13 protein-coding genes and 2 tRNA genes are annotated in these 16,256 nt (G+C 35.6%); 13 read left to right on the top strand and 2 right to left on the bottom strand.

From position 1 onward, the window contains the following. The first annotated feature begins 56 nt into the window (after positions 1-56). From EIB73_RS10915 to EIB73_RS10905, 3 genes are all read left to right on the top strand, one after another. Positions 57-1,598 (top strand): glycine--tRNA ligase, encoded by a 1,542-nt coding sequence (locus EIB73_RS10915; protein ID WP_125025303.1) that lies wholly within the window; start codon positions 57-59, stop codon positions 1,596-1,598. Between the two features lie 104 nt (positions 1,599-1,702). Next, positions 1,703-2,842 (top strand): serine hydrolase domain-containing protein, encoded by a 1,140-nt coding sequence (locus EIB73_RS10910; protein ID WP_125025302.1) that lies wholly within the window; start codon positions 1,703-1,705, stop codon positions 2,840-2,842. A 181-nt stretch (positions 2,843-3,023) separates the two neighbouring features. Further along, positions 3,024-4,244, top strand: a complete 1,221-nt coding sequence (locus EIB73_RS10905) for an aminotransferase class V-fold PLP-dependent enzyme (protein ID WP_125025301.1) — start codon at positions 3,024-3,026, stop codon at positions 4,242-4,244. Between the two features lie 210 nt (positions 4,245-4,454). Here EIB73_RS10905 and bcp read toward each other — a convergent pair whose 3' ends face one another. Continuing rightward, complete coding sequence (gene bcp, locus EIB73_RS10900; protein WP_125025300.1) at positions 4,455-4,907, bottom strand: thioredoxin-dependent thiol peroxidase; 453 nt, start codon at positions 4,905-4,907, stop codon at positions 4,455-4,457. A 32-nt stretch (positions 4,908-4,939) separates the two neighbouring features. Here bcp and nth point away from each other — a divergent pair, with 32 nt between their 5' ends. Beyond that, positions 4,940-5,560: an endonuclease III gene (gene nth, locus EIB73_RS10895; RefSeq protein WP_125025299.1), complete on the top strand. Its 621-nt coding sequence runs from the start codon at positions 4,940-4,942 to the stop codon at positions 5,558-5,560. Between the two features lie 156 nt (positions 5,561-5,716). On the opposite strand, the gene EIB73_RS10890 is transcribed toward nth, so the two are convergent. Continuing rightward, positions 5,717-7,510 (bottom strand): DUF885 domain-containing protein, encoded by a 1,794-nt coding sequence (locus EIB73_RS10890; protein ID WP_125025298.1) that lies wholly within the window; start codon positions 7,508-7,510, stop codon positions 5,717-5,719. 82 nt (positions 7,511-7,592) lie between these two features. Between EIB73_RS10890 and EIB73_RS10885 the strand changes: the two genes are divergently transcribed. From EIB73_RS10885 to EIB73_RS10845, 9 genes are all read left to right on the top strand, one after another. Continuing rightward, the gene (locus tag EIB73_RS10885; RefSeq protein WP_376782468.1) at positions 7,593-8,153 is read left to right on the top strand and encodes a hypothetical protein; all 561 of its coding nucleotides are present in this window, start codon (positions 7,593-7,595) and stop codon (positions 8,151-8,153) included. Positions 8,154-8,246: 93 nt separating this feature from the next. Continuing rightward, a complete protein-coding gene (locus tag EIB73_RS10880; protein WP_125025297.1) occupies positions 8,247-8,927 on the top strand; it encodes a MotA/TolQ/ExbB proton channel family protein in 681 nt (226 codons plus the stop codon). After that, entirely contained in the window at positions 8,927-9,325 is a 399-nt protein-coding gene (locus EIB73_RS10875) for an ExbD/TolR family protein (protein WP_125025296.1), read from the top strand. The genes EIB73_RS10880 and EIB73_RS10875 overlap by 1 nt, the downstream gene beginning before the upstream one ends. A 36-nt stretch (positions 9,326-9,361) precedes the next feature. Beyond that, on the top strand, positions 9,362-10,201 hold the full coding sequence (locus EIB73_RS10870; protein ID WP_125025295.1) for an energy transducer TonB: 840 nt from the start codon (positions 9,362-9,364) through the stop codon (positions 10,199-10,201). A 188-nt stretch (positions 10,202-10,389) separates the two neighbouring features. Further along, a complete protein-coding gene (locus EIB73_RS10865) occupies positions 10,390-11,628 on the top strand; it encodes a bifunctional folylpolyglutamate synthase/dihydrofolate synthase (RefSeq protein WP_125025294.1) in 1,239 nt (412 codons plus the stop codon). A 51-nt stretch (positions 11,629-11,679) separates the two neighbouring features. Further along, a tRNA-Val gene (locus EIB73_RS10860) sits at positions 11,680-11,754 on the top strand. Positions 11,755-11,796: 42 nt separating this feature from the next. Continuing rightward, positions 11,797-11,874 (top strand) — tRNA-Val (locus tag EIB73_RS10855). 153 nt (positions 11,875-12,027) lie between these two features. Next, a complete protein-coding gene (locus tag EIB73_RS10850) occupies positions 12,028-13,221 on the top strand; it encodes a site-specific integrase (protein ID WP_317132663.1) in 1,194 nt (397 codons plus the stop codon). Between the two features lie 53 nt (positions 13,222-13,274). Next, positions 13,275-16,046, top strand: a complete 2,772-nt coding sequence (locus EIB73_RS10845) for a DEAD/DEAH box helicase family protein (RefSeq protein ID WP_125025292.1) — start codon at positions 13,275-13,277, stop codon at positions 16,044-16,046. The last annotated feature ends 210 nt before the right edge of the window (positions 16,047-16,256 follow it).

The following is a 16,256-nucleotide window of genomic DNA, read 5'->3' as shown; positions in this document are numbered from 1 at the left end:
CCCGGCTCCTAAAAAATACAATAAAATTCCCTATTTTTGCATAAATTCTAAAAACGATGGCAAAACAAGAAGATGTTTTCAAAAAATTGATTTCGCACGCGAAAGAATATGGTTTTATTTTTCCTTCGAGTGAAATTTACGACGGACTTTCAGCGATTTACGATTACGGACAAAATGGGGTGGAACTGAAAAACAACATCAAACAGTATTGGTGGAAGGCGATGGTTCAGTTGAATGACAACATTGTGGGTATTGATTCTGCAATTTTTATGCATCCTACCATTTGGAAAGCTTCCGGCCACGTTGATGCTTTTAATGATCCATTGATTGACAACAAAGATTCGAAAAAACGTTTCAGAGCCGACGTTCTACTGGAAGATTATTGTGCGAAATTAGAAGATAAAGCCCAAAAAGAAATCGATAAAGCAGCGAAAAGATTTGGAGATGCATTCGATAAAAACGAATTTGAAAGCACGAATCCGCGTGTTTTAGAATACAGAGAAAAGCAGAAAACAATTCTTTCCAGAATGGCGCAATCTCTTGAAAAAGAAGATCTTGCCGACGTGAAAGCATTGATTGAAGAGTTGGAAATTGCGGATCCTGATACCGGTTCTAAAAACTGGACGGATGTTCGTCAGTTCAACCTAATGTTTGGAACTAAATTAGGAGCATCTGCAGATTCTGCAACCGATTTATATTTGAGACCGGAAACGGCGCAGGGAATTTTTGTGAATTTCTTAAATGTTCAAAAAACATCCCGTCATAAATTACCTTTTGGAATTGCTCAAATTGGTAAAGCCTTTAGAAATGAGATCGTTGCGAGACAGTTTATTTTCAGAATGCGTGAATTTGAACAAATGGAAATGCAGTTTTTTGTACCTCCGGGAACAGAATTAGGTTTTTATGAAGCTTGGAAAGAGAAACGTTTGAACTGGCATTTGGCGTTAGGTTTGGGTGCTAACAATTATAAATTCCACGATCACGAAAAACTGGCGCATTACGCAAATGCTGCGGCTGACATTGAGTTTAAGTTCCCATTTGGATTTAAAGAACTGGAAGGAATTCACTCCAGAACCGATTTCGATTTGAGTGCGCACGAAAAACATTCCGGCCGTAAATTACAATATTTCGATGCAGAAAGAAATGAAAATTATGTTCCTTATGTTGTAGAAACTTCGGTTGGTTTAGACCGTTTGTTCCTCGCAATTTTCTCTAACTGTTTGAAAGATGAAGTTTTAGAAGACGGTTCAGAGAGAACAGTTCTATCTCTTCCGCCGGCTTTGGCTCCGGTGAAAGCAGCGATTTTACCATTGATGAAAAAAGATGGTTTAGGAGAATATGGGGAGAAGATCTTCAATGATTTGAAATATGATTTCAACATGATTTATGAAGATAAGGACAGTATCGGAAAACGTTACAGACGTCAGGATGCAATTGGAACGCCTTTCTGTATTACAATTGACCACGACTCTTTAACTCATCACACCGTAACTTTAAGAGACAGAGACACGATGAAACAGGAAAGAGTTGCAGTTTCTGATTTACGTAGAATTATCGACGAAAAAACGAATTTCAGAAATTTACTTTCTAAGATTTAAGGTTCTAAAAAAATATTATTGAAGAAAAGTTCCGGAGAAATCCGGGACTTTTTTATTTTTAAGAATAACCGTTATAAATGCTAAATTTGTAGAAACCATTAACCATGTTTAAAAAAATTCTGAAAGGGCTTTTAGTCCTTATCGCAGCTTTGATCGCACTCGCCTATACTTTTGGCTACGATTATTTATTCAAGGGAATTCGCGAAACTTATTTGCGCGGCGAAGGTGGATCTACGATTGATGATGGCTCTTATTTTCCCTCCCACGTTATTGCAAAAGGAAAAGTAATTCCTTGGGAAAAGGATTCACTCTATAATAAAAAGTCCTTGCCGAAAAATTTAGTTGAAGATTTAAAAAGCTCCAATACTTCGTCTTTTTTAATTATTAAAAACGGCAAACTGGTCCACGAAGAATATTGGGACGGCTACAGTCAAAACTCTAAAACCAATTCGTTCTCCATGGCGAAAACGGTGACGGTGATGTTGGTTGCAAAAGCAATAGAAGACCAAAAAATAAAGAGTTTTAATGAACCATTTTCAGATTTCTTTGAGAATTATAAAAATGTAACTTTTGGAAAAGATTTAACGCTTGCTAATCTTGCAGAAATGGAAGCCGGCTTAAACTGGAACGAAAATTATAACAATCCTTTTCTGCCAAATGCCAAAGCCTATTACGGAAAGTCTTTGGAAGAAGCTGTTTTTATGCGTGGCTTTAAAGCTGAGCCGGGAACAAAATTCGAGTATCAATCCGGAGCCACGCAGCTTCTGGGTTTTGCATTAAGAAAAAGGCTCAACAAAACCATTGCGGAATATGCGTCGGAAAATTTCTGGCAACCACTCGGCATGGAGCAAAATGCCACCTGGAATACCGATGATTTTAAAATGGAAAAAACCTTCTGTTGCATCAATTCTACAAGTAGAGATTTTGCAAAGTTGGGACAATTGTTTTTAAATGACGGAACTTTTAACGGACAACAGATTATCAGCGCCACTTCATTAGCGGCCATTAAAACGCCCACCAAATTATCGCGAGGCGCTTATGGAAAAGGAATGTGGATCAATAATGACGCTGCAGTAAAACACTACTATTTCCGGGGATTGTATGGTCAATACATTATTATGATCCCGGAAAAAAACATGGTCATCGTTCGCACCGGAATGGATAAAAGGGAAACTGTAGATGCGAAAGAAAGACCAAGTCAGGTTGATTTTTACGTGAATGAAGTTGTGAAAAATTTTGATTAGGATTTGATGTCTTTTGAATAACTTTAAAGTCATCATTCTTTGTGCCTTTTCTGCTAAATAAAAAATGCGCTAAAATTTATTTTGAATATTTCTTCTCTAATCTCTTGTGATTAAATCTATAATCTAATAAAGACTATTCAATTTAAAATTTCGTAAATTTGAAGCATTCTAAATAAGCATTATGTTTGACCTACAAAATATTCGCAGTCAGTTTCCTATTCTTACTCAAACTGTTAACGGTAAACCTTTGGTCTATCTTGACAACGGCGCAACTTCTCAAAAACCAATTTCTGTCTTACAAAGTTGGGAGAAATATTATAAAGAAATCAACGCCAATGTTCATCGTGGAATTCATACTCTGAGTCAGTTAGCTACGGAAGAGATGGAAGTTTCCCGCAGAAAAGTTCAGAAATTTCTTAATGCGAAAAATGATTTTGAAGTTATTTTCACCAAAGGAACGACGGAAGGAATCAACCTCATCGCTTATGCAGTAACGAATTTGATTAAGAAAGACGACGAAATTATTATTTCTTATCTCGAACATCACTCGAATATTGTTCCTTGGCAAATGCTTTGTGAAAGAACAGGCGCGAAATTGAAAGTAATTCCAATGGATGAAAACGGAATTCTTCAACTCGATTTTTTAGATCAAAATTTAAGTGAGAGAACGAAAATTGTTTCTTTAAACCAGGTTTCAAACGCTTTAGGAGTCATAAATCCAATTGAAGAAATCATTAAAAAAACCAGAGCGAATTCAGACGCAATGATTGTCATTGATGGTGCACAGTCGGTTCCGCATTTTAAAATCGATGTTCAGAAAATGGACTGTGATTTCTTTGTCTTTTCCGGACACAAAATGTACGCTCCGATGGGAACCGGAATTCTTTATGGCAAAGAAGATATCCTCAGAAAACTTCAGCCTTTTCATGGCGGCGGCGAAATGATTGCAACCTGTTCTTTTGAAAAAACAACGTATGCAGATTTGCCTTTTAAATTTGAAGCCGGCACACCGAATGTTGGTGGAAATATAGCTTTGGGAGCAGCCATTGATTTCATGGAAATAATTGGTCATGAAAATATTCAGACTCATGAACACGCTTTATTAGATTATGCTCAGAAAAAGTTACTGGAAATTGATGGTTTAAGAATTTACGGTGAAAAGGCCAATAGAACTGGTGTAGTATCCTTCAACCTTGAAGGAATCGGGATTGCTTCTGATGTCGGAATGATTCTGGATAAACTCGGAATTGCGGTGCGAACGGGACATCACTGTACACAACCGATTATGGAATATTTTAATATTGCGGGAACAGTTCGTGCAAGTTTTGCTGTTTACAATACTTTTGAAGAAGTTGATATTTTGACAGAAGGGGTAAAAAAAGCCCAACGAATGCTAGGCTAGATTTCGGTTTCATGCAAATTCTTAAATATTTTTACGCAAACTAAATCGTTGAAGCTTTTTTTAACTTAATAGCGTATCAATTTTAACTTAAAACTTTTTGTGACTTTGTAATTTAAATTTTTTATTAACTACAAAAGTTGTTTTTATAGAAAATACCACGAATACATGAATTAAAATATTCGTGCATTCTTGGAAATATATTTTAGTCTTTTACGAATTTTTCAAAATTTGTTTCGCAGCTTCTTTGGTTTTTACCTTGTCGATAACGCGCGTACAAACTCCATTTTCATCAAATATAAAGGTCGTACGAACGATTCCCATATATTCTTTTCCCATGAATTTCTTCAGTTGCCAAACGCCGAATTTTTCTAAAATATCTTTGCTTTCATCGGCAATTAGTGGATATTGAAATCCAAACTTTTCGTGAAATTTCTTTTGAGCAGAAACCGAATCCGCAGAGATTCCTACTATTTCATAACCCTCTTTTTTAAGAAGTGAAATATTATCATTCAAATCGCACGCCTCCGCGGTACAACCTGGTGTATTTGCTTTTGGATAAAAGAAAACCACCAATTTCTTTCCTAAAAAATCGGATGACTTTACCTTTTCACCATCTTGATTTACACTTTCAAATTCCGGTAACTGATCGCCTACGTTCAACATATTGTTTATTTTTGTTCAAATTTAGAATTAAAATGACGAAAAAGCAAAGAGCAGAAATCGTAATGACCGAACTCGAAAAATTATATCCTACCGTTCCGATTCCGCTTGATCATAAAGATCCGTTTACTTTATTAGTTGCGGTGGCGCTTTCCGCTCAAACGACCGATAAAAAAGTGAATCAGATCACGCCTAAACTTTTTGAAGTTGCGGGCGATCCTTTAAAAATGAAAGATCTGGAAGTTGATGAAATTAAATATTTAATTAAAGAAATCGGTCTCGCTAATACGAAAGCCAAAAACCTAAAAAGAATGGCAGAACTCCTTGTAGAAAGACATAATGGTGTCGTTCCCCAAACTTTTGAAGAACTGGAAGCGCTTCCGGGAGTTGGACACAAAACCGCTTCAGTGGTCATGAGTCAGGGATTTGGCGTTCCTGCTTTTCCTGTAGATACGCATATTCATCGATTGATGACGCAGTGGAAATTAACCTCCGGAAAAAATGTCGTGGAAACAGAGAAAGATGCCAAGAAATTGTTCCCTAAAGAAACCTGGAATAAACTACATCTCCAGATTATTTTCTACGGCAGAGAATATTCGCCCGCGCGAGGAAATAAAGAGAACGATTTCATTACCAAAATGCTTTTCGATCATTAAAGAAGGATTTTTAGAAGGTAATACGGCCTTAAAACTATTGTCTAATGGAGGTTCTACTTTTTCCAACATACCACCATAAATAAAAAAATGGGGACAGAAATAATCTGCCCCCAATTTCTATCTACAGATTGTAGAATCGTAATTAGTAAATCTAAATTACTGTTTTTTTGACCAGTTTTCCATTTTGCGATCCAAGACATCTAAAGGCAAACATCCCTGATTTAAAACCTCATCGTGGAATTTGCCCAGACTGAATTTGCTTCCAAGTTCTTTTGTGTATTTATCGCGCAATTCACGAATTTTTAATGCGCCAATTTTGTAACCTAAAGCTTGTCCAGGCATCGCCATATAACGCTCTACTTCAGCCGTGGCAGATGCTTCATCATATGAAATATTGCTTAAGAAATATTTAATCGCTTCTTCGCGATTCATGGTTCCGGTGTGAATTCCGGTATCAACAACAAGCCGAACAGCACGCAGCATTTGATCACTCAAATAACCCATTTTTTGATATGGATCGGTGTACAACCCAAACTCCGGACCGAGGGTTTCACAGTAGTGTGCCCAACCTTCGCCATACGCACCGAACCAGCCGAAACGCATGAACTTGGGAAGTTTGGTATTTTCCTGCTGTAAAGAAATCTGGTAGTGATGTCCCGGAATTGCTTCATGTAAAAAGAGTGATTCCATGCCGGAAGTCACATTGAATTTCGTCGGATCTGGAATTGGAATATAGAAAATCCCGGGTCTTTTTCCGTCCGGCGTTCCCTGAATATACTCGGCACTTGCAGTAGCTTCTCTAAACTTCTCGGTTTGACGAATTTCAAATGGAGTTACCGGAGTTACTCCAAACATTGTTTTCAATTTCGGTGTAATCTTAGCCAGAATACCATTGAAACCTGCGAGAACTTCTTTACTTGTTTTATAAGGCATTGCTTTTGGATCAGATTTTACGTGCGTAATAAACTCATCCAAGGTTCCGGTAAAACCAACTTGCTGTTTTACTTTTTCCATTTCTCCGCGCAGCATTGCAACTTGTTCCAGCCCAATTTTATTGATCTCTTCAGGTGTTTTGGTCGTGGTCGTCCAGCTTTTCGTGTAGTAGGCGTAAACCTCATTTCCTTTCGCCAATGCATTTATTCCATCAGTGGTTCTGGCTTTGCTCAAATATTCATTTTCAAGAAATTCACCCATCTTTGTGTAGGCCGGAACTATTTGGTTCGCAATAACCTCGGTATATTTCTGAGTTAACTTCTGCTTTTGTGCACTGCTAAAGTTTTTCGGAAAATTGTTAATTGGTCCATAGAATATATTTTTATCAAGATCAGAACTCGTAAGTTCTTCCGCTTTCATCTGCGGAATCATTTTAACCACCAATTTTTTAGGCAGTACGATTCCTTTTTTAATTCCTTCGCGGAAGTTTTCCGTTGCGGTATTCATCCATTCCGGGAATTTTTCCATTCTCTTTAACCAATCCTCATAATCCTTTTCTGTTTTAAAAGGTTGACTTCCTTCTCCACTTCCCAACAAAGGAAAATCAAGCGGCAATCCACCAAATTGGGTGAACGGAATGTATTCAGGATGATAGGCATATCGTTCAATCTTATCCTTTAAAGTATAATCAAGAACATCATAAACCGTCTTATCCTCATCATTCAGTGATTGATAATCCAGTTTCTTTAATTCATTCTGAACCGAATTATAAAAAGATATTTCACCGGAAATAAAATCTTTATCAATATTAATGGGCAACTGATCATTGTAACGCAGATCGCCTTGGGAAGTAGCTTCTAAAGGATAAAGCTTTAAATACTGTTCGTAATAATTCGTCGCAATGGAATCTACTTCAACCGGTGTCACTTTAGTTAAAGGAGAATCAGACTTTTTACAGCTTGTAACTCCGCTCAAGAAAACCACTCCTAAAAAAGCAGTATATAGTAAGTTTTTCATTTTCCTATGTTTAAAGATGCTAAATTAATTTTTTTTGTTTAAAGTTTTACTATTGTAAATTAAACGGTCGATTTAGACAGAAATGAAATTTACAACAAATAATTTTGCGCAATCAATCTATTTTTTATCTTTGTTCAATCAGTTTCGCTATGAATTATATAACTCAATTTTTCCAACAGAAATGAAAGGGATTTTAAAAATCTATCATCCGGATGAAACCCTTAAATACCACATCCAGAATACTTATTGCAAAGCGGTTTACAGCAACACCCAACATTTTTTAGAAGTAGAAATCATTACCGATGATTCTTTGGATCATGTAGATGATGATTCTTTGCAATACAACTTCCCTCAAATTTCGATGAATGTTTTTGATTTTCCAATTGAAGACGCAGAATTGGTGGGGAAATCTTTTGACATTTCCGATGAAGACGCAGATAATTTCACCGGCGTGGATCTCTTTGACGATGAAGATGTTTTCCTTACCGACAGTAAACTCGTTTTCAAAAACGATGCTGAGGGAGAACTGGAACTTTTTTGGGAAGGAAATATTACCGATTTCTGTACGGGTTCAGGTGATCCTATTCCATTTAAACTGAAATGCAATTTCAAGCAGGACGAGATTGTAGTAGAAGAAGATTAATCCTGATAATTCATTCAAACTTTAATAAATCACCTTAAAATCTGTAATATTAAGGTAATTTTGACGTTCAATCTAAAAATCAAAAAATAACTCATGTTTTTACAAGCTCCAACGCAAATCATCAATACCACTACAGAAAAACACGTTTTTTCGCTTTGGGAAATTCTTTTCGGAGGCGGACTGGTCGGAAATATCATTATGATCGCCATTTTTCTTTTGGGAATTCTCGCGCTGTATATCTTTTTAGAAAGATATTTTTTCATTAAAAGAGCTTCCAAGCAAACTCCCAATTTTTTAGAAAACATCAAGGATTTCGTACAGGAAGGTAAGATTACCACTGCAATTGATTATTGTAAAACGATCGACTCTCCGGAAGCCAGAATGATTGAAAAAGGTTTGGCCCGAATTGGACGACCTATTTCTGACATTTCAAACGCTATGCAAAATCAAGGTCAATTAGAAGTTTCGAAACTGGAAAAGAACCTTAACATTTTAGCCTCTGCTTCAGGAGCGGCGCCGATGTTAGGATTCTTAGGAACCGTAGTTGGAATGATCATGGCCTTTTTCGAAATATCAAATGTAACCGGTGCAGTAAGTCCTAAATTATTGGCTTCCGGAATTTACACCGCCATGGCAACAACGGCGGTCGGTTTATTTATCGGAATTCCCGCTTACTTTTTTTATAATATTTTGGTAACCAATGTTGACCGTTTGGTTTTAAAAATTCAAACCCATGTGAATGAATTTCTGGATACCTTAAATACCCCGCTATAATGGAATTAAAGAGAAGAAATAGAGTCAATGCTGAATTCAGTATGGCATCGATGACCGATATTATCTTTTTGCTCTTGATTTTCTTCATGATCACAAGTTCTGCCATCACCCAAAGTGCCATTGAGGTAAAATTACCGAAAGCCGAAACTACGAATCCCAATGTTCAGGATCCCTCCGTAGTGACTATAAAAGAAGACGGCAAGTATTTTGTAAACGATAAGGAAATCCCGAAAGAACAACTAGAACAATATTTAGTCAACACCTTAAAAGGCGAGGAAAAACCTTCTTTTACCATTCGTGCAGACGAAAATACGAAACACAAAGATGTTGTTTTTGTGATGGGAATTGCAGAAAACCACCAGTATAATTTAGCCATTGCAACGACGCAGGAAAACTAAATTATTTATTCTTCAAAAAAAGGAACTTCAGAGAAAATGCATTACACCGTTCAACATAAAAGAAACGAAGACAAAGACAGAAGAAACAGCCTTATTTTGACGCTGCTTATTTCCCTGTTGATTTTTCTGGGAATATTCTTTTATAAATTTACCAAAATCACCGAAAAACCAGAAGAAGTCACAACCATGCTTCTTAACTTTGGGAACAACCGCCAAGGAAATGAAGTAGAAGAACCCGCTAACCAAGAAGGAAGTTTGGCTGCAAATAACGAAGTAACAGAATCCCAACCGGAAGTTGAACAGACAAAACCTATTGTTCCCGAAAAAATAATCACAGGAACAAATCCAGTAACTGCGGTACCAAAAGCTGAGAAAATAAGTCCAAAGAAAACACCGACCAAAGCAACGCCCGCTAAGACGACTCCTACAAAATCTACTCCTGCCAAAGCAGCTACTCCCAACTCCAAAACCGGCACTGGCGATGGCAAAGGAACTGCGGCCATAGGAAATCTATTGAAAGGACGCGGAACGAAAGCAGGAAATCAAGGAACCAATGGCACCACCGGAAATGCCGGCGATCCCTTAGGCGGAGAAGGAAACGGGGACAGCAAAATTGGGATCGACCGTAAATTGGTTGGTTTTATTCCGGGAACAATGGGACGTGGCGGCGCTCAACCGACAAATAATTGTACAGCCACCGGCACCATCAATGTTTCTTACACCGTAGATAAAGCCGGTAATGTGATTTCTGCCAGACGCTTGAGCGGCGTTTCCGATCCTTGCGTGGTTTCCAGTTCAGTGAGCTGGGTGAAGAAATATGTGAAGGCAGAAAGAGCAAACACATCTTCTACAGGAACGTACAGCATTACTTTTTAAGAATTTTTTGGGCGACAAATTTCCGCCTTCCACTCCCGCTTTTTCATAAAATAATCCACCGCATTTTTCCCTTCATTTATTTTATAAAAAGAGCTCCGTTTCAGTCGGGTCGCAGTTTGGGCACCTTTTAAGTAGCAGAACTAAAACGACCACTTTTCCCTCCTTAAAAATTTTAAGATTTTTGTAAGATGACAAATCAGCAATATCAACAAGCAATCGACTGGCTTTTCGCACAACTTGCGAATTACCAAATTGATGGCCAGAAAGCCTACAAACCAGGGTTGGACAATATTCGAAAACTCTGTGATTTATTTGGAAACCCTCAGAACCAATTAAAAATGATTCACATTGGTGGCACCAATGGAAAAGGCTCCACGAGCAATATGTTGGCTTCAGTTCTTCAGGAAGCGGGTTATAAAACAGGTCTTTACAATTCACCTCATCTCATCGATTTTACCGAACGAATAAAAATCGATGGCGAAAACTGTGACAAAGAATTCGTGTATGAATTCACCCAGAAACTAAGAAATCTTCCCCAGGAAATCTCGCCTTCTTTTTTTGAATTAACGACCATTATGGCTTTCGAATATTTTTATCAAAAGAAAGTAGATTATGCGATTATAGAAGTCGGTTTAGGCGGACGGCTGGATTCTACCAATATTATAAATCCAATAATTACTGCTATTACAAACGTCGCCTTGGATCATCAAGATGTTTTAGGAAAGACTATTGAAGAAATTACAACAGAAAAGGCCGGAATCATAAAGTCCCATATTCCCATCATTTCAGGTGCAGAAGATTCAGTAGTGCGGAATATTATCAAGGCCAAAGCATTAGAAAAAAATGCTGATTTCATTGATGCTACCTCCATAGAAAACGATTATGCTTCAGATTTAAAAGGTAATTATCAGCAGAAAAATATCAAAGTTGTTTTAGCCTTGGTAAAAGAATTACAAAAATCAGGACTTCATATCTCTGAAAAAAATATCGAAGACGGACTTTTAAATGTGCATCAAAATACCAAATTCATCGGTCGCTGGTTTGAATTTTCCCAAAACCCTTTAATTATTTGCGACACGGCACACAATCAAGCCGGTTTAGAACAGGTTTTTGCACAGATTAATGCCATACCAAAATCCAAACATATCATCTTAGGTTTCGTAGCAGACAAAAAAATTGAGGAAGTTTTGCAAATTCTTCCCAAGGATTCTATCTTCTATTTTGCGAAACCTAAGGTAAACCGGGGTCGTCATCCTGAAGATTATGAAGATTTACTAAAAAAATCGAAAATAAATTATAAAATTTTTCCAACCGTACAGGATGCGTATCTTTTTGCAAAACAACAACTTAAAAAAGAAGAAATGATTTTTATCGGTGGAAGCAACTTTGTAGTAGGAGAATTTTTAGAAAAAAATTTGGAGGAATAGATTTTTTTTGTACATTTGCCGAACCAAAATTTGACACATCAAAATGGTATCGGGCTCTTAGCTCAGTTGGTTCAGAGCATCTCGTTTACACCGAGAGGGTCGGGGGTTCGAATCCCTCAGGGCCCACCCAAGAAACCTCAGTTTATTCTGAGGTTTTTTTTTAATTTAGGGCGGTTAGCTCAGTTGGTTTAGAGCGTTGCGTTGACATCGCAGAGGTCACTGGTTCGAACCCAGTATCGCCCACCAAAACTTCTCAAGAAATTGAGGAGTTTTTTTGTTTAGGGCAACTACTTGTATTCTCTTACAATCATGAAATAGCACAACTAAAATCTTTTTTAGGTTACCCTCTAGGTTACCCACTGAAATTCTAGGTTACCCATTTAAACCCCCATTACTACAATGAAACTATCAATACTATTCCTTTTAAGAAGGAACAAGATTAATCTTAAGGGTGTCTGTCCAATCGAATGTAGAATAACATTAGATAAGAAGAGAAAGCCTTTTTCCTCCGGATTGTTCATTAATCCCAATTTTTGGAATGCTTCTAAACAGAAAGCAATCCCACGAGACACAGAGCACACTCAAATAAACACTCAATTGAGCCTGATTAAACAAGAACTTAATCAGGCTTTTTTATTGCTTCAAATCCAAGCAAAGGACTTTAATGTAGATGATATCTACAGTCAATACAAAGGAGAAAATATCAAGCAGGATAAAACTGTCATGGAAATGTTTAATCTTTATATTAATAAGCAAGAAAAGCTAATTGGAATCAGCACAACTCAAGGATCAGTAAGCAAGTTCCATCAGACTAAGGCTCACGTAAAGAATTTTATAAAGTGGAAATTCAATAGATCAGACTTTCTACTTCAGAATTTGAAGATGAGTTTTATTAACGAGTTTGAATATTATCTTAAAGCTGAGAAACAATTTGAACAGAATACCATTCACAAAACCTTACAGAGATTTAAGCAAATCATAAAACAAACCGTAGGGTTAGATTTTCTTGATAAAGATCCATTCCTGCTTCATAAGAACAAGAAACCTAAGAAACAAATAATATTTCTTACTACAGAAGAACTATGTAGTCTTGAAAATCATCAATTTGCATCAGCTAGGCTTCAACAAGTTGCAGATATGTTTATATTTTGTTGCTATACAGGACTTGCATATACTGAAATGGCAAATCTACAACCTAAAGATTTAGTTGTAAACTTTGATAAGAATATTTGGATCAACATCACAAGACAGAAAACAACTAGAACATATAGCGTCCCTTTACTAGACAAAGCAAAGATAATTTTGGGTAAGTATAAAAATGATTACCAGATCTTACCTTTAATTTCGAACCAAAAATTCAATGCTTACCTAAAGGAAATAGCTGATATCATTGGAATTAGTAAGAAACTCACTCATCACACTGCTAGAAAGACCTTTGCTTCTACTATCCTACTATACAATGATGTTCCTATGGAAATAGTATCTGAACTACTAGGACATTCTGAAATTGGAATTACCCAAGCACACTATGCGAAAGTTGTCCAGAGAAAGGTGAGTGAACAGATGGACAAATTAAATATTAAATTGAGCTAAATTTCTTTGTTTAACTGTGTTGTAGTATTTTTACAGCACAGTTAAATATAAAGATGGCATTACCAAACGAGCATTTCAAGGATTTCCCAATAGAATACAAACAACTTAATGAGGCTGACTTTAGCTATATAGATTTATTTGGGAACAATCCTGATGGCTTCGAAATAAAAAAAACCAGCCTTGAAATAGAGAAAAATGAGTATTTAAATGATTCTTTGCAGAAGGAAATTAATCTTGAAGAGAAGAATACAATTGTGATAAACTCTTCTGTAGGAAAAGGAAAGTCCTATGCAATCATTAAGACCATTAAAAGGTTTTATGATGATCCAGAGAAGTTCTTAATTATTGTGGCAACACCATTTGTTAGTTTAGTTGAACAGTACTGTAAAGATATTAATGAAGATGGTGATATACCTTCTAACCAAATATATAACTATGGTTCTCTAGGAAGGGATAAGATTCCATACATCAACAAAAGAGTTCAAGTTTTAACTGCTAATACCCTATTAGGTAATCCTGGAGACGACAGTTATAAGAACTCAGATATTAAGAGAGCCTATCTAAATGAACTAATTGCACACTGCGAAGAAAACAACATCAAAGTTGTATTTATATATGATGAAATTCATGACACTATAAAGAACTTCAAGGAAGAATTTATTTTCAATCTCTGGAAATGGAAAAAAGTAATTCATAAAAACTTTATCATCAGTGCTACATTTAGTGAAGCATCTAAAGTGGTTATAGAATATCTAGCTGAATTAACAGACAAGAAGATTCATATTATTGAAACTGAAAGGGATAGAAACATTTCGAAACAAAGCAAACTCATTCTTCATTATTCAGCTGAGCACAGGTTTACTACTAGTACGCTTGAGATAAGATCAGCAATAACTAGTTTGATAAAGAGTGATAAAAAGGTAGATGTTCTCTGTTACTCAAAAAAATTAGCCCAAGAAATAATAAAGGATAAAGAATTAGGTGGAAAACTAGCAGAGAAATTTGGTCCTATAAACGATTGCACCTCTGAAAATATAGATAATGAAAGGCCAGATAATGCTCCACCCCAGAATAGATTTGATAAGAGAAGATGTAATATTGGAACTAATTTCAAATCTGGCGTAAGTATAGAAAAAGAAAATCATGCTTTTGTAATAATAATGCCATCTAGACATACCATTGGAAAATTTAAAAACAATTATGGAATTTTCTCTGGTGGAATAAACTCTGTAATTCAAGCATTAGCTAGACAAAGAAAAAAAGGAGAAATACATATCATTTTATCAAAGCCAGATCCTTTTGACTATGAATCTCTTCCAAGAACTTTTACTGAGGAACAGGTAAGTGTTTTTAAAAAGCACTATGATAAGGTTAGCCACTATAAAAAGGATGTAGATAAGGTGAAATATTTTCCTCAAAGACTTCAGTTGTACTACCTCAAAGAGTTTTACGAAGATATTTTAAAGGATAATGTTTTGACAGGAATTGAATATTCTCGAGAGACTAGTAGAATAGGACTCGCAAGCTTAGATTTTCCAAGTTACAAAAACTTTGTTTTGAATAGAGGAGAAGATTATCTTGCTGATACTTATAGTTTTTTTGGAGGTGAACTATCTTCCTATATAACTTACTGTGCCTTCACGAATCAGTTTATTAATTGTAGTCTTTCCGAAATTAGCTATAAGACTAATTTTACATTTCAAGATAATGACATGCAATTTATCTTTGAAGAAGCTCTTAAAAGATATTGGGGTGAGGAATATTTTCAAACACTTAGAGCTAGATTTAATTTTAGATTAGCATATCTTGAGTTTCGAAATGAATTATTTAGAGTTGTAACACTACAATACAGAAAAGAGGAAGGAGAAAAAATAACTAAAATTAAATCTTTCAAAAATTCGCAGTTTGAGAAACAATTATTAAGATTTGTAGCCTTCATGTACTATGGTAATAACTACCATCTAAAAGAAGATTATAAAACTAGAACAGAGGATTTAGATTATAGTAGAAGTCAGTACTTCTTAGATGCTATAAAAAGTGCTAGTACAATTAATGTAGAAGATAGAACCTTTTCTGACGTAGATAAGCAGAGGATTGTTGCTTATCAAAACCTTGGATATTTTAGGGAGAAGATAATTTCTCAAAAAAGATCCTACAGTAGAGGGTCACAATCTTACGAATACCTTCCTATTAAACCTGACGATAATTTCATCACAACTTCAGAATTACCTAGATTCACTCAACTAATAAACTATCTAGTTGATGAGGATGATTTTATTAGTAATAATGTTTATGAATTTACTCGAAGAGTTAATACCCATAATATAACTAAAAACATAAACTCATTTTATTCAATTTTAGTAGAAGACTTTATAAATCTTGAGGATCTTCCGAACCCTAGGATAGAAATCAATGGCGAAAGAAGATATGTAATGATTGTTTCATCAATAAAATCTTTACCAATATCTAATAATCATATTAATCTAGTGCAACCAGCAGAATACTTGGACTTAATAAATTCAGATACAACATTTGAAGAGTTTGCTATAAATAATTATGGCAGTGTTGAAGGTTACAATAACTTCATGGCAAACTTTAAAAAGTCATTAACACTAGAAAATAAAAAAAGTGATCTTATTCCTAAAGCTGAAACTCCTTCAATCTATACAAAAAGCATTAAAGACCAACTTAAAAAGAAAGTTCAACCTGTAGATAAATCTACTGATGAGAATAAGGAAGAAATCAGCAATACTGCTAAAAATGAAGAACCTGCAAGCCTTCCAGGATTAATGTCAAAACTAACAAATGTTCCTACTCAGGATTAAAAGTGTCCATTTTTGGTTTACATTATATATACCTATACCGAAATTGGACACTTTTCGTCATTAATATTTATCTTAAATATTTTAAAGCTTGCTTTTACTAGATTAACAATCCAGAAATTATTTCAAGAATAATATTTTAAAACTACTAGGTAACTATTATCTTAATCTTCTACTAAACTAAATTAGTAAAAGGACTATAAATCAGTGCGG

This window comes from Kaistella carnis (genome assembly GCF_003860585.1).
Classification (GTDB): domain Bacteria; phylum Bacteroidota; class Bacteroidia; order Flavobacteriales; family Weeksellaceae; genus Kaistella; species Kaistella carnis.
This window is presented reverse-complemented; position numbering and strand designations above follow the sequence as displayed.

Excerpts from the sequence above, each read along its gene's own strand:
- EIB73_RS10875 (WP_125025296.1), top strand. The coding sequence starts at position 8,927 with ATGGAATTAAAGAGAAGAAATAGAGTCAATGCTGAATTCAGTATGGCA.
- EIB73_RS10850 (WP_317132663.1), top strand. The coding sequence starts at position 12,028 with ATGAAACTATCAATACTATTCCTTTTAAGAAGGAACAAGATTAATCTT.
- EIB73_RS10845 (WP_125025292.1), top strand. The coding sequence starts at position 13,275 with ATGGCATTACCAAACGAGCATTTCAAGGATTTCCCAATAGAATACAAA.
- nth (WP_125025299.1), top strand. The coding sequence starts at position 4,940 with ATGACGAAAAAGCAAAGAGCAGAAATCGTAATGACCGAACTCGAAAAA.
- bcp (WP_125025300.1), bottom strand. The coding sequence starts at position 4,907 with ATGTTGAACGTAGGCGATCAGTTACCGGAATTTGAAAGTGTAAATCAA.
- EIB73_RS10880 (WP_125025297.1), top strand. The coding sequence starts at position 8,247 with ATGTTTTTACAAGCTCCAACGCAAATCATCAATACCACTACAGAAAAA.
- EIB73_RS10890 (WP_125025298.1), bottom strand. The coding sequence starts at position 7,510 with ATGAAAAACTTACTATATACTGCTTTTTTAGGAGTGGTTTTCTTGAGC.
- EIB73_RS10905 (WP_125025301.1), top strand. The coding sequence starts at position 3,024 with ATGTTTGACCTACAAAATATTCGCAGTCAGTTTCCTATTCTTACTCAA.
- EIB73_RS10915 (WP_125025303.1), top strand. The coding sequence starts at position 57 with ATGGCAAAACAAGAAGATGTTTTCAAAAAATTGATTTCGCACGCGAAA.
- EIB73_RS10870 (WP_125025295.1), top strand. The coding sequence starts at position 9,362 with ATGCATTACACCGTTCAACATAAAAGAAACGAAGACAAAGACAGAAGA.
- EIB73_RS10865 (WP_125025294.1), top strand. The coding sequence starts at position 10,390 with ATGACAAATCAGCAATATCAACAAGCAATCGACTGGCTTTTCGCACAA.
- EIB73_RS10910 (WP_125025302.1), top strand. The coding sequence starts at position 1,703 with ATGTTTAAAAAAATTCTGAAAGGGCTTTTAGTCCTTATCGCAGCTTTG.
- EIB73_RS10885 (WP_376782468.1), top strand. The coding sequence starts at position 7,593 with ATGAAATTTACAACAAATAATTTTGCGCAATCAATCTATTTTTTATCT.